Source organism: Paenarthrobacter sp. FR1 (assembly GCF_051106045.1).
Classification (GTDB): Bacteria; Actinomycetota; Actinomycetes; order Actinomycetales; family Micrococcaceae; genus Arthrobacter; species Arthrobacter nitroguajacolicus_A.
The window spans coordinates 192,303-216,022 of record NZ_JBPFSF010000010.1 but is presented as its reverse complement, the minus strand read 5'-3'; the positions used below and the strand labels follow the sequence as shown (position 1 = coordinate 216,022).

The 23,720-nt window shown below is 63.2% G+C and carries 21 protein-coding genes; 9 read left to right on the top strand and 12 right to left on the bottom strand.

Going from position 1 to position 23,720, the window contains the following annotated elements; all coding sequences use genetic code 11:
* Positions 1-244: 244 nt before the first annotated feature.
* The gene (locus ACR30Z_RS18700; RefSeq protein ID WP_144652929.1) at positions 245-1,828 is read right to left on the bottom strand and encodes an NCS2 family permease; all 1,584 of its coding nucleotides are present in this window, start codon (positions 1,826-1,828) and stop codon (positions 245-247) included.
* A 6-nt stretch (positions 1,829-1,834) separates the two neighbouring features.
* Positions 1,835-2,329: a nucleoside deaminase gene (locus tag ACR30Z_RS18695; protein WP_017200639.1), complete on the bottom strand. Its 495-nt coding sequence runs from the start codon at positions 2,327-2,329 to the stop codon at positions 1,835-1,837.
* A 410-nt stretch (positions 2,330-2,739) separates the two neighbouring features.
* Here ACR30Z_RS18695 and ACR30Z_RS18690 point away from each other — a divergent pair, with 410 nt between their 5' ends.
* Positions 2,740-4,095, top strand: a complete 1,356-nt coding sequence (locus ACR30Z_RS18690; protein ID WP_434374149.1) for an 8-oxoguanine deaminase — start codon at positions 2,740-2,742, stop codon at positions 4,093-4,095.
* A gap of 97 nt (positions 4,096-4,192) precedes the next feature.
* Here the strand turns inward: ACR30Z_RS18690 and ACR30Z_RS18685 are convergent, their stop codons facing one another.
* Positions 4,193-5,197, bottom strand: a complete 1,005-nt coding sequence (locus ACR30Z_RS18685) for a hypothetical protein (protein WP_434374148.1) — start codon at positions 5,195-5,197, stop codon at positions 4,193-4,195.
* A 28-nt stretch (positions 5,198-5,225) separates the two neighbouring features.
* Positions 5,226-5,684, bottom strand: a complete 459-nt coding sequence (locus tag ACR30Z_RS18680) for a hypothetical protein (RefSeq protein ID WP_434374147.1) — start codon at positions 5,682-5,684, stop codon at positions 5,226-5,228.
* Between the two features lie 465 nt (positions 5,685-6,149).
* Between ACR30Z_RS18680 and ACR30Z_RS18675 the strand changes: the two genes are divergently transcribed.
* Positions 6,150-7,085 carry a type IV toxin-antitoxin system AbiEi family antitoxin domain-containing protein gene (locus ACR30Z_RS18675; protein ID WP_144652931.1) on the top strand — a complete coding sequence of 312 codons (936 nt, stop codon included), beginning with the start codon at positions 6,150-6,152 and terminating at the stop codon, positions 7,083-7,085.
* 183 nt (positions 7,086-7,268) lie between these two features.
* Here ACR30Z_RS18675 and ACR30Z_RS18670 read toward each other — a convergent pair whose 3' ends face one another.
* Positions 7,269-7,445: a hypothetical protein gene (locus tag ACR30Z_RS18670; RefSeq protein ID WP_014922716.1), complete on the bottom strand. Its 177-nt coding sequence runs from the start codon at positions 7,443-7,445 to the stop codon at positions 7,269-7,271.
* Positions 7,446-7,815: 370 nt separating this feature from the next.
* On the opposite strand from ACR30Z_RS18670, the gene pucL reads away from it, so the two are divergent.
* A complete protein-coding gene (pucL, locus tag ACR30Z_RS18665) occupies positions 7,816-8,730 on the top strand; it encodes a factor-independent urate hydroxylase (RefSeq protein WP_208760049.1) in 915 nt (304 codons plus the stop codon).
* Between the two features lie 157 nt (positions 8,731-8,887).
* Positions 8,888-10,396: a nucleobase:cation symporter-2 family protein gene (locus tag ACR30Z_RS18660; protein ID WP_144652933.1), complete on the top strand. Its 1,509-nt coding sequence runs from the start codon at positions 8,888-8,890 to the stop codon at positions 10,394-10,396.
* 360 nt (positions 10,397-10,756) lie between these two features.
* Here ACR30Z_RS18660 and ACR30Z_RS18655 read toward each other — a convergent pair whose 3' ends face one another.
* Complete coding sequence (locus ACR30Z_RS18655) at positions 10,757-11,512, bottom strand: IclR family transcriptional regulator (RefSeq protein WP_011776026.1); 756 nt, start codon at positions 11,510-11,512, stop codon at positions 10,757-10,759.
* Positions 11,513-11,733: 221 nt separating this feature from the next.
* On the opposite strand from ACR30Z_RS18655, the gene ACR30Z_RS18650 reads away from it, so the two are divergent.
* From ACR30Z_RS18650 to ACR30Z_RS18635, 4 genes are read left to right on the top strand one after another with little or no spacing between them, the layout of a single operon-like run.
* Entirely contained in the window at positions 11,734-13,134 is a 1,401-nt protein-coding gene (locus ACR30Z_RS18650) for an NAD-dependent malic enzyme (protein ID WP_434374145.1), read from the top strand.
* A 16-nt stretch (positions 13,135-13,150) separates the two neighbouring features.
* Positions 13,151-14,764, top strand: coding sequence for a malate synthase A (gene aceB, locus ACR30Z_RS18645; protein ID WP_434374144.1), 1,614 nt, complete (start codon positions 13,151-13,153; stop codon positions 14,762-14,764).
* A gap of 1 nt (position 14,765) precedes the next feature.
* Positions 14,766-16,028 (top strand): DUF6986 family protein, encoded by a 1,263-nt coding sequence (locus ACR30Z_RS18640; RefSeq protein WP_434374143.1) that lies wholly within the window; start codon positions 14,766-14,768, stop codon positions 16,026-16,028.
* Between the two features lie 14 nt (positions 16,029-16,042).
* On the top strand, positions 16,043-16,855 hold the full coding sequence (locus ACR30Z_RS18635) for a bifunctional allantoicase/(S)-ureidoglycine aminohydrolase (RefSeq protein ID WP_011776030.1): 813 nt from the start codon (positions 16,043-16,045) through the stop codon (positions 16,853-16,855).
* 98 nt (positions 16,856-16,953) lie between these two features.
* Here ACR30Z_RS18635 and ACR30Z_RS18630 read toward each other — a convergent pair whose 3' ends face one another.
* From ACR30Z_RS18630 to ACR30Z_RS18610, 5 genes are all read right to left on the bottom strand, one after another.
* Positions 16,954-17,259, bottom strand: a complete 306-nt coding sequence (locus ACR30Z_RS18630) for a hypothetical protein (RefSeq protein WP_144652937.1) — start codon at positions 17,257-17,259, stop codon at positions 16,954-16,956.
* Between the two features lie 10 nt (positions 17,260-17,269).
* Positions 17,270-17,578, bottom strand: a complete 309-nt coding sequence (locus ACR30Z_RS18625) for an MmcQ/YjbR family DNA-binding protein (RefSeq protein WP_018778846.1) — start codon at positions 17,576-17,578, stop codon at positions 17,270-17,272.
* Positions 17,579-17,680: 102 nt separating this feature from the next.
* On the bottom strand, positions 17,681-18,586 hold the full coding sequence (locus ACR30Z_RS18620) for a carbohydrate ABC transporter permease (protein WP_434374142.1): 906 nt from the start codon (positions 18,584-18,586) through the stop codon (positions 17,681-17,683).
* 10 nt (positions 18,587-18,596) lie between these two features.
* The gene (locus ACR30Z_RS18615; RefSeq protein WP_434374140.1) at positions 18,597-19,595 is read right to left on the bottom strand and encodes a carbohydrate ABC transporter permease; all 999 of its coding nucleotides are present in this window, start codon (positions 19,593-19,595) and stop codon (positions 18,597-18,599) included.
* Positions 19,595-20,932 (bottom strand): sugar ABC transporter substrate-binding protein, encoded by a 1,338-nt coding sequence (locus tag ACR30Z_RS18610; RefSeq protein ID WP_434374139.1) that lies wholly within the window; start codon positions 20,930-20,932, stop codon positions 19,595-19,597. The genes ACR30Z_RS18615 and ACR30Z_RS18610 overlap by 1 nt, the downstream gene beginning before the upstream one ends.
* Before the next feature lie 242 nt (positions 20,933-21,174).
* Here ACR30Z_RS18610 and ACR30Z_RS18605 point away from each other — a divergent pair, with 242 nt between their 5' ends.
* A complete protein-coding gene (locus ACR30Z_RS18605) occupies positions 21,175-22,200 on the top strand; it encodes a Gfo/Idh/MocA family protein (protein WP_434374137.1) in 1,026 nt (341 codons plus the stop codon).
* Here the strand turns inward: ACR30Z_RS18605 and ACR30Z_RS18600 are convergent.
* On the bottom strand, positions 22,197-23,645 hold the full coding sequence (locus tag ACR30Z_RS18600) for a sulfatase-like hydrolase/transferase (RefSeq protein ID WP_434374136.1): 1,449 nt from the start codon (positions 23,643-23,645) through the stop codon (positions 22,197-22,199). The two genes, ACR30Z_RS18605 and ACR30Z_RS18600, sit on opposite strands and share 4 nt — an antisense overlap.
* Between the last annotated feature and the right edge of the window lie 75 nt (positions 23,646-23,720).

The following is a 23,720-nucleotide window of genomic DNA, read 5'->3' as shown; positions in this document are numbered from 1 at the left end:
ATGTTGCGGGGTAGTCGCGGCTTATCAGTAAAAGTTCAATCAGTAAGGGTTCATAGGAACGGGGGCAAGGGCTTCATCTCCCTGCCCCCGTTCCCTGACGGAGCGTCGGAACCCGGCCGCCGCCCGCCGTCGTGCCTGTTCTATAGGGACGACGACGGCGGACGCCTATTCGTGCGGTGGGTTCCGACGGACCGTCGATCGGAGTGCCGGAATGATGCCCGCCGGCGCGGGGTGGGGCTCCGGGTCAGACGCCCATCAGGGCGTTGATGGGGCCACGGGCGAAGTAGATGATGAAGCCTGCCGTGACCACCCACATGAGCGGGTGCACCTTCTTGGCCTTGCCCGACGCCGCGCTGATGACGGCGAAGGAGATGAACCCGACGCCGATGCCGTTGGCGATGGAGTAGGTCAGGGGCATGGTCACGATGGTCAGGAACGCGGGCAGCGCGATGGAGAACTTGGTGAACTTGATCTCGCGGATCTGCGCCATCATCATCGCGCCCACCACCACCAGTGCTGCAGCAGCCACTTCCAGCGGCACCACCGAGGTGAGCGGCGTGAAGAACATCGAGCCCAGGAACAGCAGGCCGGTGACCACGGAGGCCAGGCCGGTGCGTGCCCCTTCGCCGATGCCCGCTGCCGAGTCGATGTACACGGTGTTGGACGAGCCGGACGTCGCGCCGCCCACCACTGCGCCCATGCCTTCAACAATGAAGGCGGACTTCAGCTTGGGGAACGTGCCATCCTTGTGCGCCACGCCTGCGCTCTTGGCCAGGCCGGTCATGGTGCCCATGGCATCGAAGAAGTTGGTGAATACCAGGGTGAAGACCAACATGGTGGCAGCGAGGCCGCCGATCCTTGCGAAAGAACCGAAAAGATCGAACTGGCCCACCAGGCTCAGGTCCGGGACCGACACCAGCTGGCTCGACAGGATGGGCACGTTGAGGTGCCAGCCGCCGGGGTTGTCGGCAGTGCCTGGGCCAATGTGGAACACAGCCTCGGCGACAGCGGCGAGGACGGTGGTGGCGACAATGCCGATGAGCAGGCCGCCCTGGATCTTGCGTGCCACGAGGATTCCCATGGTCAGCAGTCCGATGATGAAGACGAGGGTGGGGATGGAGGTGATGGAACCGTTGTCGCCAAGCTGGACCGGTGGGCCGCCCGTGGTGGCGCGAACGAATCCGGAGTCCACGAAGCCGATGAAGGCGATGAAGAGACCAATGCCAACGGTGATGGCGGCCTTGAGTTCCTTGGGGACTGCCTTGAAGATCGCCGTCCGGGCGCCGGTGGCACCGAAGAGGACGATCAGGATGCCGTTGATGACCACCAGGCCCATGGCTTCTGGCCAGGTGACTTCCTGGATGACCGCGACGGCGAGGAAGGAGTTGATGCCCAGGCCCGCTGCCAGGCCAAAGGGCAGGTTGGCTACCAAGCCGAAGATGATGGTCATAACGCCGGCGGTGAGGCCGGTGACGGCACCCACCTGCGCGGCGGAGAGCCAACCGCCCGCGACATCAACAGGGGCGTTGTCTGCCGAGAAACCACCCAGGATGAGCGGGTTCAGGATGACGATGTACGCCATGGTGAAGAACGTGACCAGGCCGCCGCGGAATTCGCGGGCCAGCGTGGAGCCACGCTTTGAGATCTGGAAGAACTTGTCCAGGAAGGAGTTCGACACCGGGGGCTTCTTGTTGCCGCCTGCCAGGCCGGTTGCCGTGTGCTTTGCCGCTGTGGGCTCTGCGCCGTCGTTTCCGTTGGGGAAGAGCGCAGCCTGCTTTTCAGCTGCTTTGGGCATATCTGCGGTATCCAGGATTTCCATGTCAGCCACCGGGCCCTAGTAATCAATCCTGGAATCAAGCGTGTTCCATGTGTTGAACGGCTGGAGGGCCGCCGGAGCCTGGGGGTCGCCCAGTTCCAACTTGGCTACCGGCATCAGCGCGTCCCGGTTGTCGTTCTCGAAGTACTCGTAGAAGACGGCGTCGTCGAAGCCGACAGATGCGGCGTCGTGACGGTCTGCGGCAAAGAACACGCGGTCAACGCGTGCCCAAAGTGCGGAGGCCAGGCACATGGGGCATGGCTCGCAGCTGGTGTAGAGGGTGGCTCCGCTCAGATCAAAGGTTCCCAGTTCGCGGCACGCGTTACGGATGGCCGTGACTTCTGCGTGAGCGGTGGGATCGTTGGTGGCGGTGACGCGGTTGACGCCTTCGAAGGCTCGTCCATCCGCGGTGACAATGACGGCGCCGAAGGGGCCTCCACTGTTGAGGACATTGGCTGTTGCCAGCTCAATGGATGTGGCCAGGAATTGCTCGGCCGTGACGGTTGTACTCATGTTGCGACTTCCTTAGTGCTGAGGAAGCCAGGTGACCTGTTTGGGGGCGCTACAGAAAGGAGCTCCAGTTAGCTTGGTTACCAGGCTTCAGCATGTGCGATGAAGGTTAAGTTGCGCCTGGTAGATAGCTTCCCGAGGTCCGGGTGCCCGCCTTTGGCAGTTAGAGCGTAGCACCGGGTTTGTGAGCCGCGCCATAGTTTTTTGAAAATTTAATTTCGTCATACGAAATTAGTTATTCATGCCGGGTGTCCGCCAAATGTGACCGCCACGTCGCTGCGGGCGTTGACTGCCGCCGTCGAGCATTTTACGCTTTTTGCACCGGGCGCCCGAGGCGGCCCGGCAACCTGGATCAGCAGACAGGGCCTAACTGAGCTGGAACGCATACATGCCGACCAGACAAGGAACCCCTCATGTCGCAATCCCCCACCCGGCTCTGGATCAAGAATCCGCTGGGCATCTTCACCGCAAACGACCTCGATGCCGGCGGCGGCCTGGTAGTTTCCGACGGGAATATCGTGGAGCTGGTGCCTTCGGGCGGGCAGCCCTCGGCTCCCGCTGCCGTGTTTGACGCATCCGGGCATGTGGTCCTCCCCGGCCTCATCAACACGCACCACCACTTCTACCAAACGCTCACCCGCGCCTGGGGTCCCGTGGCCAACGCACCACTGTTCCCGTGGCTGCAGAATCTCTACCCTGTGTGGGCACGACTGACCCCGCGGAGCCTCGAGCTCGCGGTGCAGGTTGCCCTCGCTGAGTTGCTGCTGTCGGGCTGCACCACCGCCGCCGACCACCACTACCTCTTCCCCGACGGTATGGAAGATGCCATCGATATCGAGGTCGCTGCGGTCCGCGCCATGGGGATGCGGGCCACGTTGACCCGCGGCTCCATGACACTCGGAGAGGACGACGGCGGGCTGCCGCCCAGGACCACGGTCCAGTCGCCTGAGGCGATCCTTTCGGACAGCGAACGGCTCATCCGCAAGTATCACGAGACCGGTGACGGGGCCGTTGTACAGATCGCCCTTGCCCCGTGCTCGCCCTTCTCCGTGACCAAGGAAATCATGGCCGAAAGCGCCGCCATGGCCGAACGATTCGACGTCCGGCTCCACACCCACCTTGCCGAAACCATCGACGAAGAAGACTTCTGCCAATCCATGTTCGGGTTGCGCACCGTGGATTACCTTGAATCCGTGGGCTGGCTGGGTAACCGGACCTGGCTGGGCCACGGCATCCATTTCAACGACGAGGAGATCGCCAGGCTGGGAGCCGCCGGAACCGCCGTCGCGCATTGCCCCACGTCCAACATGCGCCTCGCCTCCGGGACCGCGCGCGTCCTGGAACTCGAGGCAGCGGGTGTTCCCGTGGGGCTGGGAGTGGACGGATCGGCGTCGAACGATGCTTCCAACATGATCCTCGAAGCACGGCAGGCACTGTACTTGCAGCGTCTGCGGTACGGCGCTTCGGTTCCTGTGGAGCGGGCTCTTGGGTGGGCAACGCGTGGATCCGCTGCGGTTCTGGGCCGTTCCGACATCGGGCAACTGGCTCCGGGATTACAGGCCGATCTGGCTTTGTTCAAGCCTGACGAGCTGCGGTTCTCCGGCAGCCACGATCCCGTTGCTGCGTTGTTGCTCTGCGGGGCGGATCGGGCTGACCGGGTGATGGTTGGTGGGGCCTGGCGGGTAGTGGACGGTACGATTCCCGGGCTGGACGTGGCCGGACTGATCGCCGAGCACTCCGCGGCGGCACGGAAGCTGGTGGCTGGGTAGGCCTGTTCTACTGGCTTGGCCATTTCGATGGTTCGCTGCGCACTGGGCCGTTCGCACGGCACGTTTGGCAGCGAACCATCGAAATGGCTGTTGCTGGCTAGATCGTGACCTTGTAGACGTGGTGCGTGTACTCGTTGGCGAACGAATCCGTGAACTTACCGCCCTGCACGGCGATGGTCCGGTTCTCGCCCACAACCTCCACTTGCGAGCCAGTGATCCCGGCCGGGAGCGTGAAGGTCTTGGAGCCGGTGGTCCCGTTCAGCCCGATCCCCGCAAAGAGGTAGGCGCTGCCATCCTTGGCCTTGAGCATCGTGTCTGTTCCCGCAGCCCCCGCGTTCCACACGTAGCTTTGGGTGTTCAGGACAGGTGCCAGGGCCTGGATACCAGCGAGGGCAGCCTTGATCTTCGCCTTCCGGTCAGCCGGCGCCTGGACCAAGGAATACGTCCCGAAACCAGCTTGACCGTTGTTGTTGTGCTGGAAGATGCTGATCCCACGCGCCTCATGGATGATGCCTGACCACATAGCGCCCTCCATCTGTTCCGGCGTGATGGTCCGGTCGTTGGAGGCATTCAGGAATGGCTTGGCGGACTCAACGAAAATCCAGTTCGGCTTATTGCCAGGGGTGGCCTGGAATTTCCGCATCTGGTCTATTTGCCAGCCATAAGCAGCCGAGGTAGCTGTCCTCGCGCCCTGAGGCCATGCCGGAGTGCGGTTCAACTCATCCTGCAAATCAGCCCGGGCGTACATGTAATTGTCGACTGATGCTGCGTCAACGGCTGCCATGAAGTCGTCCATAAGTCCCGGCGCCCAGTAGGTGCCCAGGATGCCCTTGGAATAGTTGGCGAAGGCGAACCTGCCATCGTTGAATCCGCGGATCTGCGCCACCTTGTTCTGCATCTGCTGGAGGTTCTGCGCGTAAGTGGAGCCGCTGCAGCCCAGTCCGAGCATGTCGCACTCGTCGTAGGTGTCCCAGCCGACCACGCCCGTGTTGCTGCCCACTTCGGTACGGGACCACTCGGTGCCGGCGATGACCAGCATTCCCGTGTTCGTGATGGAGGCCATCGTGGAGCCGTCGTGTTCCGCGTTCTGGTAAACGTTCACGCCGATGTCCTTCAGCTGCGGGGCGTGTTCAGGTTTGCCGTAGTAGACGCTGATCGGGAACAGGTTGGGGTTGTTGAGCTTCGCCGCGCCGGGGAACTTCGCCCAGTACGCAGGGCCGCCGTCCCAAGGGACCCTTGCCAGGTTGGCGAGGCTGCCGTTGGTTTGAGTCGGGGTGGGTGTCGGGGTGGTTACCGTCGGCGTCGGCGTCGGCATCGGCGTCGGACTTGCCGTGGTCGGCGTCGGCGTTGGACTTACCGTGGTCGGCGTCGGCGTAGGCGTCGGACTTGCCGTGGTCGGCGTCGGAGTGGGTGTCGCAGTGGTTACCGTCGGCGTCGGCGTCGGACTTACCGTGGTCGGCGTCGGAGTGGGTGTCGCAGTACGCGTAGGCGTCGGCGTCGGCGCCGTGACAGTTACCGACGGCGTAGGCGTCGGCGTCGGCGCCGTGACAGTTACCGACGGCGTAGGCTGCGGTGTCGGCGTCGTGCATCCAGCTAGAGCCAACGCGATCACCGCCCCAAGAGTTGAGACCTTGAGTTTCATAGCGTGTGTTCCTTCGGGGTTGCAGCCAGGGTTCAGCTGCTCCGGTACCGGCCCCCAGACCGGCTCTTCCGTCACCTGCATTCGCAGGGTTTCAGCCAGGATCAAGCCCGGCACGGCGCGGCAATGCGCGTCGGATTCTCGTTCCTGTCCGGTCCCCGCCTGTGGACGGTCCCGTGGAACGAGAGGGTGCGGCCCGTGTCCGGTCAGGGCCGCGACGACCTTTCAAGTACCCAGAGGCGGCCGTCAACCCAGCATACGTGACACACTTTTGCGCCATGCCGGCCGTTTCGACGCCTTGCTGCGCATCGGGCCGTTCGTTCGGCATTGCCTGCAGCAAGCCATCGAAATGGATTTCTCCACATAACGGGGCTCGCGCCTGTTCCCGCGGCGCGGCACGTTTGAGGCTTATCCCATGACGAAGAGAGGCCTGGGCGAACTCCCAATGGGCATGGATTTATGGCGAACCAGCGAGCTCCACGACCTGGGCTTGAATGACAGAAAGATTGCATCGCTGCTGCGCGCCGGCGAATTAGTGCGACTACGTCGCGGCTGCTACATCCGCGGCAGCACGTGGACAGAGCAAAAGCCCTGGGTTCGCAGCCGGCAACTGATCGCCGCGCACGCGCACGGAACGCTCCCGACGTCGGCCGGCGGCTTGGTCTACAGCCACACCTCGGCCGCGCGCCTCCACGGGTTGTTCCTGTGGGATGTAGATGACAGGGTGCACGTCACCACCGGATCAACAGCATCACGCACATCCCACGGCAAGGATGTGGTGCCGCACGCCCGTGCGCTGAGGTCGGGAGGTGTTGTTTTCCTGGACGACATGCCATGCACCTCTCTGGAACAGACCGTAGTGGACTGCTGCCTCATGCTGAACTACAAACAATCCCTGGTGCTGATGGACCACGCCCTTCGCATGGGCGCGGCCGTGGGAGAGATCCAGCAGATGTGCGCGTCATTAGCCGGGCGCAACGGAGTTCGCACCCTGCGCCGGGCCCTGGAGAATGCCGATGCCCGATCCGAGTCACCGGGAGAGACGCTTACCCGCGAGCTACTCCAACGCTTGGGGATCGAACTCCCCGAGCTCCAGGTGGAGGCATCTTCGTCGGAGGGCCATCATCGCCTGGACTTTGCTTGGCGCAAGAAGAAGGTGGCCTTGGAGTTCGACGGAAAGGTCAAGTACTTCGACTACGCGCCCACTGCGGAGGTCATCTACCGGGAAAGGCAGCGAGAGAAGGCACTGATGGCTCAAGGATGGACGTTCATTCGGGTCAAATGGCAGCACTTGTTCCGGGAGCAGCAGTTCAAGATGAGCGTCCTGCGCGTTCTGCGGAGCCCAGGATAGTCCCCATTTCGGGGGCTTGCTGCGCACTACGCCGTACGCACGGCACGGTGTGCAGCAAGGCATCGAAACGGGGTGGGGGCGGGGCGGCAGGGCATGCGGAAAGGCGGGCGACACCTCCCCAGGTGTCACCCGCCTCGTTGGCTCTGTTGCGCAGAGTCCGCGCCCCGTTGATGCAGGAAGATCCTAGGGGCGCTGCCGGCCGAACACCGGGAGCGCGCGCAGCCAACGGGAGAACCCGCCGGCTTTGCGGTCACAGTCGGCCGGAATGTAGAAGTCCGGATCTGTTGCACCGAACGGCAGGTACAGTTCCTGGCCCGGCGCCGGGAATTCCACGACGTTGTTCGTATCCTTCGAGTCCATCTGTTCCTCCTCTTTCTCATGCAAGCAGTTTCCGTACTCCGGAAAACTTTTATTGTTATGTGGAAAGTGTAGGCAGCCCTGAAAGCAGGCGTCAAGACCTCCCCTGGGACCAATCGAGTTGCCCCGGTCACATTTGGAAGGTTCATAACGATCCCGGGAAACCCGTATACACAAGACGAATTTGTGCGCTACTCTCGAATCAGTTCGTGGCGTAGGTCACGTAACCTGGGAGCAGCAGGCAGGGTCGTAATGAGCTGGCATCAATGGATGTCGGCTCTTTTTTGTTGGGTCGACTCCACCAGAAACGCGGTGGAAACACGCGCTTAATTTCATTGATGGAACGTAAGTTCCACCTCACAGAAGTTGGGATATGACCATGAGCAACAACATCGTCCTCGGCGAAAACCAGTACGGCAAGGCAGAAGTCCGCGTCGTCAAGGTCACCCGGGATACTGACCGCCACCACATCGAAGACCTGAACGTCACCTCGCAGCTGCGTGGCGACTTCCAGGCCGCTCACCTCCAGGGCGACAACGGCCACGTCGTTGCCACTGACACCCAGAAGAACACCGTCTACGCGTTTGCCCGTGAAGGAGTAGGCTCCCCCGAGTCCTTCCTCCTCCGCCTTGCAGATCACTTCACCGGCGAATTCGACTGGGTCACCGGCGGCCGCTGGGAAGCCGAAGCTTACTCGTGGGACCGCATCCAGGCCCACGGCGAGGGACACAACCACAGCTTCGTCCGCAACGGGCAAGAGGTGCGCACCGCCGTCGTCGTCCGCGATGGCGCAACCACCCACGTAATCTCCGGCCTCAAGGACCTGACCGTCCTGAAGACCACGGAATCCGGCTTCGTCGGCTACCCGCGCGACAAGTACACCACCCTCCCGGAGACCACGGATCGCATCCTTGCCACCGACGTCTCCGCCCGCTGGCGCTACAACACCAACCTTGATGTTGCCGGCACCGACTTCAACAAGAGCTACGAGGACATCAAGGCGCTCCTGCTGGAAGGCTTCACCGAGAACTACTCCCACGCACTGCAGCAGACGCTGTTCGACATGGGCAAGAAGGTCCTGGAAGCACACAGCGAAGTGGACGAGATCAAGTTCTCCATGCCCAACAAGCACCACTTCCTGGTTGACCTGAGCCCGTTCGGCCTGGACAACCCCAACGAGGTCTTCTTCGCCGCGGATCGCCCGTACGGCCTCATCGAAGCAACCGTCCAGCGTGATGACACCACGGCTGCACCCGTTGCCTGGAGCGGCATCGCCGGCTTCTGCTAGACCGCACTATCCTCCGGGTTTGTGTGCAGGTCTCCCCAACGGCGCCCCGTACAGGCCGGACCTGCACACAAACCCAACCCCAAAACAACCCCAAGATTTGTTAGCCAGACACAGTTAGCCAGACGAAGGCGTCTGCCATGAACCCAGAAAGTCTGCCATGAACATCAAGAAGAAATCCCGCCCTGCGAATACCACCTCTTCGCAGACGAACAAGCCGGAACGCCCCGAGGACAAGCGCCTGTCAATTGGCAGCACCTTCGCCTACGGCTTCCAGCACGTCCTCACCATGTACGGCGGAATCATTGCACCCCCGCTGATTATCGGCGCAGCAGCCGGCATGTCCTCGCAGGACATCGGTCTCCTCATCGCCGCCTGTTTGTTCGTTGGCGGCCTGGCCACCATCCTGCAGACCGTGGGCATTCCATTCTTTGGCTCGCAGTTGCCGTTGGTCCAGGGCGTTTCCTTCGCCGGTGTTTCCACCATGGTGGCGATCGTCCAAGGTGGCGGCGGCATCCAGGCGGTGTTCGGCTCAGTCATTGTGGCCTCGCTGATTGGCCTGGCGATCACTCCCCTGTTCTCCAAGATCATCAAGTTCTTCCCGCCGGTGGTCACCGGCACCGTGATCACCACCATCGGCCTGACGCTGATGCCAGTGGCTGCAAACTGGGCCATGGGTGGCAACGCCAAGGCTGACAACTACGGCAGCATGGCCAACATCGGCCTTGCAGCAGCAACCATGGGCGTCGTGCTCCTCCTGAGCAAGGTTGGCAACGCTGCCATCTCCCGGCTCTCGATCCTGCTGGCCATGGTCATCGGCACCATCATCGCGCTGGTGGCCGGCATGGCTGACTTCTCCAAGGTTGGCCAGGGCGACATCGTCGCTTTCCCCACTCCCTTCGCGTTCGGCGCACCGACCTTTGAAATCGCCGCGATCATCTCCATGCTCATCGTCATCCTGGTGACCCTGACCGAGACATCGGCCGACATCATCGCAGTGGGCGAAATCGTGGACACCAAGGTTGACTCCCGCCGCATCGGCGACGGCCTCCGCGCAGACATGCTTTCCAGCGCCATCTCCCCGCTGTTCAACTCCTTCACCCAGAGCGCCTTCGCCCAGAACGTTGGCCTTGTGGCCATCACGGGCATCAAGAGCCGCTTCGTAGTCAGCGCCGGCGGCCTCATCCTGGTGATCCTCGGACTCCTGCCGATCCTGGGCCGTGTTGTCGCAGCGGTTCCGACTCCCGTCCTGGGCGGTGCCGGCGTCGTGCTTTTCGGTACGGTGGCAGCCAGCGGTATCCGCACCCTGGCCAAGGTCGAGTACAAGAACAACATGAACCTGATCATCGTGGCGGCATCGATCGGCTTCGGTATGATCCCCATCGCCGCCCCGAAGTTCTACGACCAGTTCCCGTCCTGGTTCGCCACGATCTTCCACTCCGGCATCAGCTCGGCGGCCGTCATGGCCATCCTGCTGAACATCCTCTTCAACCACTTCAAGGCCGGCAACTCCGACAACCAGTCGGTATTCGTCGCAGGCACTGACCGGATCGTCAGCGAAGAGGACATCAAGTGCTTGAGCGAAGGCGACCGCTTCGAGAACGGCAAGCTGATCGACGCCGATGGCAAGGAAGTCCCGCTCAAAACGTCCAGCGCGTCTGAGCACTAGCCCCCTTCCGCAGATGACAGGCGGCAGTGTTTCCTTGGGGGACACTGCCGCCTTTCGTCGTCTTGCGTGAATGTACGACGGCGGCCGTCGCCGCTGAAGGGAACTCACCTTCGCGGCGGTACACCTTGGGGAAGCGCACCGTTGAATCAGGCCATGACTGAACAGGAATCCCGCTTCCGTTCCCTTGCTTTCGCGAAGGGTCCGACGCCGGACTGCCGACGTTTGCCTGGCCGTCCCTTCCAGTGGGCGCCACGACGGACAAGTTCACCGCCACGGAACGGGCGGAGCTCTAACCCGCGCCGAAATGACAAAAGATGGCAATGTTTCTGGGAAACATTGCCATCAAATGCCAGCTCGGCGTTAGTTCTGGTTCAGCTCCGCGGAGATCGCCATCGCTGCCTCGCGCAACATGGGCACGGCACGGTCGGCGAAGCTCTGGTCCACGCGGGTGATCGGACCGGAGACAGAGATCGCGGTAGGGGTAGGCGCATTCGGCACGGCCATGGCGAAGCAGCGGACACCGAGCTCCTGCTCTTCCTCGTCAATGGAGTAGCCACGTTCGCGAATGAGCTTGAGGTCTGCCAGCAGCGAGTCGATGTCGCCGATGCTCTTGGCCGTGGGAGTGGGCATGCCGGTGCGGGCCACGATGCCGCGGACAACTTCGTCGTCCAGCTGGGCCAGGATGGCTTTGCCCACGCCGGTATCGTGCGTGTGGGCGCGGCGGCCGACTTCGGTGAACATGCGCATGGAGTGCATGGACGGGACTTGTGCGACGTAGATGACCATGTCGGAGTCGAGGACGGCCATGTTGGACGTCTCCCCGAGGCGTTCCACGAGGGTCTTCAATTGCGGACGCGCCACGGCACCGAGCTGCTTGCTTGCGCCTTCGCCGAGCCGGATCAGGCGCGGGCCCAGGGCGTAGCGGCGATTGGGCAGCTGACGGATGTAGCCCAGGGACACCAAGGTCCTCAACAGGCGATGGATGGTGGGCAAGGGCAGGTCAGTGGATGACGAGAGCTCGCTCAGGGTGACGTCGCCACCCGCATCCGTGATCAGTTCCAGCAGTTCAAAGACGCGCTCAACGGACTGCACGCCTCCGGAGGCTTTTTCAGCCATTCCCTTGTCTCCAATGACTCAGATTCCGACAACTCTTATCCGCATCGTGAAAAGAATTGCTTAGAACACCCAACATACAGCACAGCGCGCACCTGCGCGACGACACCGAACATGACCAAGCAGGGGGTTGTGTTTCCACTTTGTAGATAATAATATCCATAATACGAAAACATTCAGTTTGGAACGGCGGCCCGGGAACGGGCCTAACAGGAGGAATTTCAATGGCGAATCCGAGCCCCGGAAACTCGATCACCCTGCGCGTCGCCGCACCGTCGAGCTTCACCGCTACCAGCGAACTGGCAGCAGCCGTCGGCGCAGCCGGTGCAGCAATCACCGCGCTGGACGTCACGGAATCCCACCACGAGACGATCGTTGTTGACGTCACCTGCAACACCACCGACGACGACCACGCAGCCCGCGTCAAGGACGCCCTGAACGCCCTCGACGGCGTCACCGTCCAGCACGTCTCGGACCGCACCTTCCTCATGCACCTCGGCGGCAAGCTCGAGGTCGTCCCCAAAGTAGCCCTGCGCAACCGCGACGACCTGTCGCGTGCCTACACTCCCGGCGTCGCCCGTGTTTGCATGGCGATCGCAGAGGACCCGGCCGCTGCCCGCAACCTGACGGTCAAGCGCAACACCATCGCCGTCCTCACCGACGGCTCAGCAGTCCTGGGCCTGGGCAACATCGGTCCCGCCGCAGCCCTTCCGGTCATGGAAGGCAAGGCTGCGCTGTTCAAGCAGTTCGCCAACGTTGACGCCTGGCCGGTCTGCCTGGACACCCAGGACACCGAAGAAATCATCATGATCGCCAAGGCCATGGCCCCGGTCTACGGCGGCATCAACCTCGAAGACATCGCTGCACCGCGCTGCTTCGAGATCGAGAACCGCCTCCGCGAAGAACTGGACATCCCGGTGTTCCACGACGACCAGCACGGCACCGCAATCGTCACGCTCGCTGCCCTGGTCAACGCCCTCCGCGTGGTGGACAAGAAACTGTCCGAAGTGAAGATTGTGGTTTCGGGCGTCGGCGCTGCCGGCTCCGCCATCATCCAGCTCCTCAAGGCCCAAGGTGCCCAGCACATCATCGCCGCCGGCCGCTCCGGCGCCATCCACTCCGGCCAGGAATACAACGACGAACACCGCAGCTGGATCGCAGCGAATACCAACGAAGAAGGCTTCTCCGGCACCCTGCACGACGCCCTCAAGGGAGCTGACGTCTTCATCGGCGTCAGCGCCCCGCACGTGATCGGCGAGGAGCAGGTTGCTTCGATGGCCGAAGACGCGATCGTATTCGCCATGGCCAACCCCACGCCGGAAATCGACCCGGTAGTCGCGTCCAAGCACGCAGCAGTGGTGGCCACGGGTCGCAGCGACTTCCCGAACCAGATCAACAACGTGCTGGCCTTCCCGGGCTTCTTCCGGGGCCTGCTGGACGCCGGAGCATCGGACATCACGCCGAACATGCTGGTGGCCGCAGCCGAGGCTATCGCCAACCGGGTAGCTGACGATGAGCTCAACGCGAGTTACATTATCCCCAGCGTCTTCGATCCCCATGTTGCCGCCGATGTGGCCAGTGCCGTAGCAGCAGCTGCGCACGCCAACGCCGCCAGCGCACTCTAGAAAAGGACACCGCCAAATGGCTATCACAGTCACTGATCCCCGGCCGATCGATCGCGCCGAGGAAATCCTCACCCCCAAGGCACTGGCCTTCATCGAGGAACTGCACAAGCGCTTCGCCGGCACCCGCAACGAGCTGCTGGAGGCACGCGGCGTCAAGCGCCAGAAGGTTGCCGACACCAGCCGCCTGGACTTCCTCCCGGAGACCCAGGAAATTCGCGACGGCGACTGGAAGGTCGCCGAGGCTCCCGCAGCTTTGCAGGACCGCCGCGTTGAAATGACCGGTCCCGCTACCCCGGCCAAGATGGCCATCAACGCCCTCAACTCCGGCGCCAAAGTGTGGCTTGCGGACCTCGAAGACGCCAGCACGCCCACGTGGCCCAACGTCATCGACGCCATCCTCAACCTCCGCGACGCCGCCCAGGGAACCCTGAGCTACACCTCCCCCGAAGGCAAGGAATACCGTCTGCGGACCGACGCTCCGTTGGCTGTGGTTGTTGCCCGCCCGCGAGGCTGGCACATGGAGGAACGGCACCTGCTGATCGACGGCGAACCCGCCGTGGGTGCGCTGGTGGACTTCGGCCTGCACTTCTTCCACATCGCCAAGCAGTTGCTCCTCAACGGCCACGGCCCGTACTACTACCTGCCCAAGATGGAGAGCCACCTGGAGGCACGCCTCTGGAACGACGTCTTCGTGTTCGCCCAGGACTTCCTCGGCATCCCGCAGGGCAGCGTCCGCGCCACCGTGCTGATCGAGACCATCCCGGCCGCGTTCGAGATGGACGAGATCCTCTACGAACTGCGCGATCACGCCAGCGGTCTGAACGCCGGCCGCTGGGACTACCTCTTCAGCATCATCAAGTACTTCCGTGATGCCGGCGAAGAGTTCGTCCTTCCGGACCGCGCCACCGTTGCCATGACGGCACCGTTCATGCGCGCCTACACCGAACTCCTGGTCAAGACCTGCCACAAGCGCGGCGCCTTCGCCATGGGTGGCATGGCCGCCGTCATCCCCAACCGCAAGCAGCCCGACGTCACTGCCGCTGCCTTCGACAAGGTCCGCGCCGACAAGACCCGCGAAGCGAACGATGGCTTTGACGGCTCCTGGGTGGCCCACCCGGACCTCGTCCCCACCTGCCGCGAAGTGTTCGACTCCGTGCTGGGCGACCCTGCCAACGGCGGTAAGAAGAATCAGTTGGACAAGCAGCGCCCCGAGGTAAACGTCACCGCTGAGCAGCTGATCGACGTCGCGTCCGCAGAAGGCCACGTCACCGAAGCCGGCCTGCGCCTGAACCTGTACGTCGCCGTCGCCTACACGGGCGTGTGGATCTCGGGCAGTGGCGCGGTAGCCATCCACAACCTCATGGAAGATGCCGCGACCGCGGAAATCTCCCGTTCTCAGGTGTGGCAGCAGATCCGCAACAAGTCCGTCCTCGCGGACACGGGCAACACCGTGACCCGCGAACTGGTCACCCGCATCCTGGGCGAAGAAACCGAGCGCCTGCGGATCGAGTTCGGCGACGAGAACTTCACCAAGTACTACGAGCCGGCATCCAAGCTGATCGAGGACATCTGTCTCTCCGACGATTACACGGACTTCCTCACCACGCCCGCGTATGAGCTGGTGGGCTGAGATGGGTTCATTCTCTGCATCAGACCTGGCACACATTGAGTCGCAGCTGGAGGCAACGGACCAGTTGCTGGACCGCAACTACCCCGGCGACGACGGCTCACGCCAGCCTATCCACACCGTCTACATTCCGGCCGACCGCTTCACGCCGGCTCTCGCAGCTGAGTGGGGCGCCCAGGCACTCGCGACGGCGGAAGCCCACGGTGGCCTCGAAAAACTCGGCCAGCTGCTGGGCCAGGAACCGCACCTGGCCGCCGCTGTTGCCGAGCGCGTCGCAGCGAAGCTCGCTTCCGAGCCGATCGAGGACCTCCGTTTGGACTTCGAAGACGGCTACGGCGACCGCGGCGATGAGGCAGAAGACGCCGACGCCGTTGCTGCCGCCAACGCTGTTGCCGCTGCAGTTGCGGCCGGAACGGCCCCGCCGTTCATCGGCATCCGCTTCAAGTGCTTCGAAGCACCCACGCGTGCCCGCGGCCTGAAGACCCTGGACCTGTTCGTCTCCACCCTGGCCCAGGCCGGGGAACTCCCTGCCGGGCTGATCCTCACGCTGCCCAAGGTCACCACGGTGGCACAGGTGCAGGCCATGGACTTCGCAGTGTCGCGGTTGGAAGAAGTGCACGGACTGCCCGCAGGCCGGCTCCGCTTCGAGGTGCAGGTGGAAACGCCGCAGCTCATCATCGGTGCCGACGGGACCTCTCCGGTAGCCCAGCTCCCCCACGTTGTTCCGGGCCGTATCAGCGCCCTGCACTACGGGACTTACGACTACAGCGCCTCGCTGGGTATCTCCGCCGAATACCAGTCCATGGAGCACCCCGTGGCCGACTTCGCCAAGGAAGTCATGCAGCTCGCTGTTGCCGGCACGGGAATCCGCCTCTCCGACGGTTCCACCAACATCATCCCCGTCGGTGACGCCGTGGAAGATGCCTGGAAGCTGCACGGCCGGCTGGTCCGCCGTTCCCTGGAGAACGGCTACTACCAAGGCTGGGATCTTCACGCCGCCCAGCTGCCCAGCCGCTTCTCGGCGTCGTATGCGTTCTACCGCGAAGGCCTTCCGGCCGCGGCACTGCGCCTGCGCAACTACGTGGAACGCACCGAAGGCGGCGTCATGGACGAGCCCGCCACGGCCCGTGCCCTCGCAGGCTTCGTCCTCCGCGGCGTCCAATGCGGCGCAGTGGGGACCGACGAGGTCAAGGCGCTTGCCGGCGTCGAACTTTCACAGCTGACCGCACTGGCGCACCCGCGGCTCGCGCAATCAACTTCGCACTGATAGGAGCATCTCGCATGGGCAAGTACTACTACCCGCAGGGCGGCCTGCCGCCGCAGACCCAACTGACCACCGAACGGGCCATCGTTACCGAGGCTTACACGGTGATCCCCAAGGGCGTGATGACGGACATCGTCACCAGCAACCTGCCGGGCTTCTCCAACACGCGTTCGTGGATCATCGCCCGGCCGATCTCCGGCTTTGCCACCACGTTCTCCCAGCTGATCGTCGAGATCGCACCGGGCGGCGGGGCTCCCAAGGCCGAGTTCGAGGCCGGCGTCGAAGGCGTCATCTTCGTGACCAAGGGCCAGGTCAACCTGACGCTCGACGGCGAACTGCACCACCTCGAGGAGGGCGGCTACGCCTACCTGGCTGCTGGCGCTGAGTGGGGCTTGGAGAACGTCTCGGACGACATCGTCTCCTTCCACTGGATCCGCAAGGCCTACGAGCGCCTTGAAGGCTTCGAGGCCAAGTCCTTCGTCACCAACGAGAAGGACGTGGAGCCCACCTCCATGCCGGACACGGACGACGTCTGGAAGACCACCCGCTTCACGGACTCCAGCGACCTCGCCCATGACATGCAGGTCAACATCGTCACGTTCCAGCCCGGCGGCGTGATTCCCTTCCCGGAAACCCACGTCATGGAGCACGGCCTGTACGTGCTTGAAGGCAAAGCCATGTACTTGCTCAACAACGATTGGGTTGAGGTGGAAGCCGGCGACTTCATGTGGCTGCGCGCGTTCTGCCCGCAGGCTTGCTACGCCGGTGGACCGGGCGAGTTCCGCTACCTGCTGTACAAGGACATGAACCGCCAGGTGAAGCTCACCTAGTCGTCTGCTTGCGCCGAAATCGCCGGAAAGCTGCCAGTTCGCTGGAGCTCTCCGGCGATTTCGCGTTTCTGCGGCGTTTTCGCGTTCCCGCGGCGAAGTCAGCGGCGAACTTGGCGGCGGCCGATGGCCAGCCCGGCGCAGAACGCGAGGACCAGCAGGCCGGCCCCCGTCACGGCCAGCCCCAGTTGCGTTCCTTTGCTCACGAATGAGCCGTTATCCCCCACGAAGACCGTGTCGCTCAGCGGCGCATAGGCAAAGAAGCCAAAGTCCGTGCTCTGGTTGTTCCACGCCACGATCAGCCCAACGATCACGGCAACCAGGCCCAGCAAAGGCACGACGACGACCGCCAGTTTCCGGGCAGGCTGCGGTGAGTGGTGTTCCCCAAGTGCGTTGTGTTCCCCCATGCGGCCGAGTCTAACCTGCCCGGCCGCCGGCGATCCTGTACGACTCCTGCAGCAGTTCGTCGAGCTCGTCCACATCGATGCCCTCAAGCCGGATCAGGAGCAGCTTCGGGGATTGGTCGTGATGAGGTGTCCAGAAATAGGTGTCCGGTTCCATGGCTGCGAGCGCTTCACGTTCATCGGTCTTGACCGTGACAACCCCGTCTTCCCAGATACGTGCCATGAGCGTCTTGGCGAACCAGGCGGGTTGACCCCAGCTCAAGCGTTCGCTGACACCCGGCATCTCCAGGCAGATGCTCCTGACGTCCTCTTCGGTGGCCATGGTTCACTGTGGCATTGGCGCGCTTCCGAGGACAAGACATGGCCGGCAACCCGTGCTTCTGCGTTATCGACCAGAGTCCGCGGTAGCCCCGGCGTCGAAGGTCTATTTGCCCATACCCAGCGTGAGTCCCTCGGTAAGCCGCCGGCCCAGCCACACGTAGATGACCAGCATGGGCAACACCACCATCACCAAGCCGGCGAACAGTCCACCCCAGTCAGCGCCGGAGTAGGTCTGCTGTTGGACGAACGAAATCAGCGCTACCGGGAGCGTGTACTTCTCAGTGGATTGCAGCAGGGTCAAAGCCAGAAGGGTCTCGTTCCAGTGCGAGATGACCTGGAGGATGAAGGCGGTGAGGATGCCTCCCTTGGCCAAAGGCAGGGTGATGCGCCAGAACGTTCCGAAGGCCGTGGTCCCGTCCAGGGCTGCGGCTTCCTCCATTTCCAGAGGGAGGGAACGGAAGAAGGCGGTCAGCAGGAAGACCGTGAACGGCATGGAAACCCCAATGTAGACGAGGTTCAATCCGATGATGCTGTCCGTGAGGTACACCTTGTTCAGCATCACGAACAGCGGAATCAGGATGACCTGCGCGGGAATGCCGAGGCCCAGGATGAAGTAGAGGCTCAGGCCACGGGTGAGCTTGTTGTCCACCCGGCTCAGGTAGTAGGCGCACGGTGCGGCGATGGCGACGGTCAGGACCGACGACACCACTGTGGTCAGAAGGCTGTTCCACGTGGCCACCGCGAAGTCTCCCACGGTCCAAGCCCGAACGAAGTTGCCGAAGTCCAAGGATGCCGGCACTCCCCAAGGGTCATCAAGAATGGCCCGCGTATCCCGGAAGGCCTGCGCCACCATCCACACCAGCGCCGCGATACTGATTGCAACCACCAGCCACAGCAACCCCACACCGATGCCCCGGACTACGCTGCGTTCCCCGCGCAGGGCGGGACTGACGCCGCGGCGTCCCCGCCTGCGGGCGGTCACGGGAGCCAGCAATTTGTATTCGCTCATGTCATTTCCTTTAGAACTCGACGGCGTCGCGACGCATGGCGCGGCGCAGCAGGACAACCAGGACGGAGATCAGCGCCAGCGACAACACGGCGGAAGCCGTTGCGGCTCCATAGGCAGGCGTTGACTGTCCGGAGAAGGCGTTGACGTAGGTGTAGACGGCGGCCGTCCAGCTTTGGGTGGGCGGCACCCCTGCCCCGGAGCTACCGCCGAATACCCACACGATCTCGAAGATCTTCACCGACGAGATGGTCCACAGCACGGCACAGGTGCCGAAGACATCCCAGGTCAGCGGGAGAATGACATACCGCAACCGCTGGAATGCGGTTGCTCCTGCCAGGGCGCAGTCCTCGTAGTAGTAGGGCGGAATACGGTCGACGCCGGCCATCAGGATGGTGGTGAAGTAACCGGTGGTGGTGCAGACCAGGGTGACCATGATGAGCGGGAAGATGTTGTCCTGTGCCAGCCACTTGGGCGGGTCCGTCACCCCAAGGGGCGCAAGGAGGCTGTTGACCATCCCGCCGGGGTTGAAGATGAAGCCGGCCAGGACACCGAACACGAGCGCGTTGATGAGGTGGGGGAAGAAGATGACGTTACGGACCACCTTCTTCCCTGCCATGTCCCGGAGGACGAGCGTCATGGCGAAAGCGAGAATGAAGATCGCGGCTCCCACCACGAACAGCAGCAGCAGGGTGTTGCCGAACGACGACAGGAACAGCGGGTCCCGGAAGATCCGGCCGTAGTTATCCAGACCCACGAATTTCATGGGTCCGGATCCGGCCCATTTGTGGAGGCTGATCCACACTGCACCAAGGGCGGGAACGATGAACAGGACCGTGTACAGGACGAACGCCGGACCCACGAAGGGAACCAGCAGCTTCTTGCGCTGCACATCGATGGAGCTTCCGGGTTGGCGGCCCTGAGCTGAGGCCTTCCTGGTCACCGGTTTCCGGGAGTCGGGATTATGCAGTGCCACTTTGCCGGCGCGGGGTTCCTTCAGGCCGACGGACATCAGCCGTTGTCCTTCCAGTACTGGATCTGGGCTTCCTTCATCCTGGCCACGAATTCCGAGGCTGTGGTCTTTCCAAGGAACAGTTCATCGCTCCTGGGGAAGAAGACCTTCTCGGTGTAGCCGGGGAACGTCACGCCGTCGTTCTGCAGGTGCGTGGCTGGAGCGGCGTCGATGGCGGCTTTGACGCTTGCGACGGCGGGATCCACCGGTGCGTCCTGCCTCACCGGCAGCACCTTGGCGTCCGTTCCGAGGGCGTCCTGGTACTTGGCGCCCAGCAGGTACGCCGCGAGTCGCTGGGCAGGAACCTGGTTCTTGGATTTTGCTGGAACAGCGAAGCCGATGAAGTCCACGCGGGCGCTGGCCGGCTTGTCGCCGATAGCCGGGAACTGGAAGGAGGAATATTCGAAGCCGGGTGCGGCGTACGAGCCGGTTTCGGTGGGCGTCCACGAGCCGTTGAGGATCAGGGCAGCGTCGCCGTTCGCCCAGAGCTGTTGTTGGGCGGGGAACTTGCTGGCGTTGTAGCCACTGTTGAGGTATCCGCCCTTCACCAGGGTTTCCACCTTTTGGGCTGCTTCAAGAACGGCGGGGTCGTCCCATCCTGCGCCGGACTTGTCCTCGGCGAGGGCCTTGAAGCTGCCTGCGCCTTTGAGTCGGAGCAGCGAGGTAACGAACCAGGTGGAGTTATAGCCGGCGATGTCACCGTCCGCGGCAATGGGTGCTGTTCCACCGGCCTTCAGCTTGTCCAGGACCTCAATGAATTCATCCCAGGTGGCGGGCGGCGTGGCTTTGAGCTCCGGGTGTTTGGCGGCATCGAACCAGATGCCGTCCGAGCTGATGCTGTAGGGCACCATCCAGGGCTGTCCGTCTTCGCCCTTGAAGACGCCGTTGCTGGTGAACTTCTCCGGGATCACTGAGCTGACGGTCTTCCCATCCAGCTCGTACGAGTAGACGGACGTCAGGGGGCTGGCCTGCCCGGTTTCGCCGATCACCGGAGCGAGCTTGGCGAGCGTTCCGTCCACCAGGTCCGGGACGTTGTTCGTGTTCAGGGCGGGGACGAGCTTTTCGGTATTGCTGCGTCCCTGCCATTGAACGCTGACTTTGGCGCCGGTTTCTTTGTCGAAGTCTGCAATGGCAGTGGCGATGACCTTTTGCTGCGGTTCACCGTCCTTCCACATTGACCAATAATTGATGGTCTGGCCGGAAATGGACCCGGAAATATCCACGGCTTCGGCGGCCGAGGAGGCATCGGTGGCTCCGCCGCAGGCAGTGGTGGACAAGGCAAGCGCTGCACCCAACAGGGCGGCCAGCGGGCGAAGATGACGGGCTGTTTTGCCCATGGGAATCACCTTTCGAGTGAGGGGGAACCAGCCGGATGCGGTTCAGTGAGACGACTCTCACAGCCCCCGAAAGCAGGATTCAATGAGTATTTTGTAAGTTTCTCCACCTGCCAGGCAGCCCGTGTGCGGTGGGACCCAATTAGGCATTTATTCCTCTTTTCCGGCTGCCCAACAATCGAGGAGACCTGCGCGGCGTTCCGATCGAACGAGCCCGCGCTCCGGCTCCGAGCTAAAGAGGGACATTGATACGACTTGGAATCATTGGCGCGGGCGCCGTGGCACACTTCCATGCAGCATCCGCAGCGCGGATCAGCAACGTGGAGTTGGCCGCCGTCTGCGACCTGCGGCCTGAAGCCGCAGAGAGGGTCGCATCGCCATGGGGGGCTTCCGTCTACGGGGACTACCTGGCCATGTACCGTGATGCCGGCTTGAACGCCGTCATCATCAATACCCCGCACGCCCTGCATCTGGAGATGGTGCTGGCCGCAGCCGACCACGGATTGCACGTGCTCGTGGAAAAGCCCATGGCCACCACAGTGGCCGACTGCGATCGCATGATTCAAGCGTGCCGGGAGGCCGGGGTGTCCTTGGTCATCGGGCAAATCCAGCATTTCCTCCCGGAGAAGCTGGCAGCCGAGGACGTGCTGGCCAGCGGCGAGCTCGGCCGGGTCCTGATGATCCGCGACTACAGGACCACCGACTACCGTCCGGGAACCCGGCCGGACTGGTTCTTCAGCGAGGCCATGGCAGGCGGGGGTGCACTGATGAACATCGGAGGCCATTGCCTTGACCGCTCCATCTGGTTCGGTGGCGCACCCGTTGAATCCGTGAGCGCCTCTACCCTCAAACGCTTCGGCGTTCCCGTGGAAACCGACGGTGCCATTGCGCTGACCCTCAAGAACGGGGTCCATGTCAGCATCTCCGTGGTGTCCGACGCTGCCCAACGCCTGGACGAGATCCTCATCGTGGGTGAGTTCGGCACCCTGTCCTGCAGCCCGCACCATGGAACCTTGGTCCGGCGCGACGGCGTGACACGCACGGTATGGGAACCGCGGCCCGAGGACATCCAGGAGGGTTTCTTCCTGCAATTGCAGGATTTCATCACTGTGCTCGACGGCGGCGCGCCCAAAGTCAGTGTTGAGCACGCCCGCCACATCGTGGAGGTAGTCCTGGCGTCCTACGCGGCCGACAAGACCGGCAGGCCGGTGCAGCTCGCGGAAGCCGGCGAAGACATTAGCACCGGACGCACCCTGACCGAAGTCGGCTAGGAAGACCCACCGGCTGCGTCCGTGCCATCCCAGTTGGGTGGGGTGAATGCCCCCAGGGGATCATCAAGCACGGACGCAGTCTGGCCTGCCCCCGCCACGGGAAGCCAGCTCCCGTCGAGGCCAGGGACACCGTGGCGCTGGAACCATTCTTGGAGCCGGGAACGCATGGCGGACACCCGCGCCGAGTGGGCCGGCTGGTCCACGAGGTTGACTCGCTCGTCCGGGTCGGCCACAAGATCGTAGAGTTCATGTGGACCGTGCGGATACCGGTGCACGTACTTCCAGTCGGTGCTGCGGATCATCCGGACCGGACCGTATTCGTCAAAGACCACGACGGCGCGGTCCCCGGCCGCCGGTGGCAGCCCGCCTAAAAGCTCCGCGAAAGACCGTCCTGGCCCGTCTTCGAAGGGGCTGTGGTTTACCCCCGCCAGCTCCAGGATGGTGGCCGCCAGGTCGTAGGCGGACAACAGTTCCGTCAGTACCGAGCCCTGCCGGATCCTGCCCGGGAGCGCGAAGATCGCCGGCACTTTGACGGAGGAGTCGTAGACGTTTTGCGGGAACGTCCCGTTGCCCTTCCCCCAAATGCCGTGGTGGCCGCAATTGAAGCCGTTGTCGCTGCTGAAGACCACCAAGGTGTTGTCCTGGATGCCGAGTTGTTCCAGTCGGCTGAGGACCGTCCCGATCCCGGCGTCCATGGCACTGACGGCGGCAAAGTATCCCACCAGCGCAGCGTGGACGTCCGCCTCGCCGCCGATCGGCACACCGTCCACGGTGGGAGTCCACGGGTGCATGGCTTCCTGTGGACAGCTGGAAAACGCACAGTCGCTGTAGAGTTCCTCAAATTCCGGCGGATGTTGCCCCTTCCACGGCTTGTGGGGAGCTGTGTAATTAAGGGCCAGGAAGAAGGGTTCAGGCCCTTGCGAGGCTTCGGTGATGAAGTCCAAGGCGTCGCCGGTGATTGCGTCCGTCAAGTATTCGGTGACCGGTTCCCGGTGGCTGGTGCCGCCGTCGAACCTGTACATCACCGAGCTGTCATACGGGCTGCCGCCTCCTTCCAGGGCGAACCAGTGGCTGAAGCCCTTCCGGGGAGCATCGTTGGCGCCAAGGTGCCATTTGCCGGACAGGCCCAGGCGATAACCGGCATCGGCGAGGTGATCCGTAAACAGCCGCTGCCCCTGCAGGTAGTCGATGGCCCGGGGTCCGGTTTCGACGCCCGCTAGGTAATCGTGGACGCCGTGGCGGGAGGGTATGTTCCCGGTCATCAGGCTGGCGCGCGCCGGGGAGCAAACGGGTGAGACGCAGAAGAAGTTCTCCAGCCGCGTGCCGCGGGCAGCGAGGCCGTCCAGATGGGGCGTGTGGATCTCGGTGTTTCCGGCGCAACCCAGCGCCCAGGCACCTTGGTCGTCGCTGAGGATGAAAAGGATATTTGGCTTCTTGTTGGACACCCTCCCATAGCTACTGAGCCTCGAGGCAAGGAATCAATGAGCATTCCCGGTTGGCGTGAAAATACTCCCGGGATC

What these genes read in the sequence shown, in the direction of transcription:
- pucL (WP_208760049.1), top strand. Translation starts at nt 7,816, where the DNA reads ATGACCATGAGCAACAACATCGTCCTCGGCGAAAACCAGTACGGCAAG.
- ACR30Z_RS18690 (WP_434374149.1), top strand. Translation starts at nt 2,740, where the DNA reads ATGTCGCAATCCCCCACCCGGCTCTGGATCAAGAATCCGCTGGGCATC.
- ACR30Z_RS18680 (WP_434374147.1), bottom strand. Translation starts at nt 5,684, where the DNA reads ATGCACGACGCCGACACCGCAGCCTACGCCGTCGGTAACTGTCACGGC.
- ACR30Z_RS18695 (WP_017200639.1), bottom strand. Translation starts at nt 2,329, where the DNA reads ATGAGTACAACCGTCACGGCCGAGCAATTCCTGGCCACATCCATTGAG.
- ACR30Z_RS18670 (WP_014922716.1), bottom strand. Translation starts at nt 7,445, where the DNA reads ATGGACTCGAAGGATACGAACAACGTCGTGGAATTCCCGGCGCCGGGC.
- ACR30Z_RS18650 (WP_434374145.1), top strand. Translation starts at nt 11,734, where the DNA reads ATGGCGAATCCGAGCCCCGGAAACTCGATCACCCTGCGCGTCGCCGCA.
- ACR30Z_RS18635 (WP_011776030.1), top strand. Translation starts at nt 16,043, where the DNA reads ATGGGCAAGTACTACTACCCGCAGGGCGGCCTGCCGCCGCAGACCCAA.
- ACR30Z_RS18610 (WP_434374139.1), bottom strand. Translation starts at nt 20,932, where the DNA reads ATGGGCAAAACAGCCCGTCATCTTCGCCCGCTGGCCGCCCTGTTGGGT.
- ACR30Z_RS18615 (WP_434374140.1), bottom strand. Translation starts at nt 19,595, where the DNA reads ATGTCCGTCGGCCTGAAGGAACCCCGCGCCGGCAAAGTGGCACTGCAT.
- ACR30Z_RS18640 (WP_434374143.1), top strand. Translation starts at nt 14,766, where the DNA reads ATGGGTTCATTCTCTGCATCAGACCTGGCACACATTGAGTCGCAGCTG.
- ACR30Z_RS18655 (WP_011776026.1), bottom strand. Translation starts at nt 11,512, where the DNA reads ATGGCTGAAAAAGCCTCCGGAGGCGTGCAGTCCGTTGAGCGCGTCTTT.
- ACR30Z_RS18660 (WP_144652933.1), top strand. Translation starts at nt 8,888, where the DNA reads ATGAACATCAAGAAGAAATCCCGCCCTGCGAATACCACCTCTTCGCAG.
- ACR30Z_RS18630 (WP_144652937.1), bottom strand. Translation starts at nt 17,259, where the DNA reads ATGGGGGAACACAACGCACTTGGGGAACACCACTCACCGCAGCCTGCC.
- ACR30Z_RS18620 (WP_434374142.1), bottom strand. Translation starts at nt 18,586, where the DNA reads ATGAGCGAATACAAATTGCTGGCTCCCGTGACCGCCCGCAGGCGGGGA.
- ACR30Z_RS18625 (WP_018778846.1), bottom strand. Translation starts at nt 17,578, where the DNA reads ATGGCCACCGAAGAGGACGTCAGGAGCATCTGCCTGGAGATGCCGGGT.
- aceB (WP_434374144.1), top strand. Translation starts at nt 13,151, where the DNA reads ATGGCTATCACAGTCACTGATCCCCGGCCGATCGATCGCGCCGAGGAA.
- ACR30Z_RS18675 (WP_144652931.1), top strand. Translation starts at nt 6,150, where the DNA reads ATGACGAAGAGAGGCCTGGGCGAACTCCCAATGGGCATGGATTTATGG.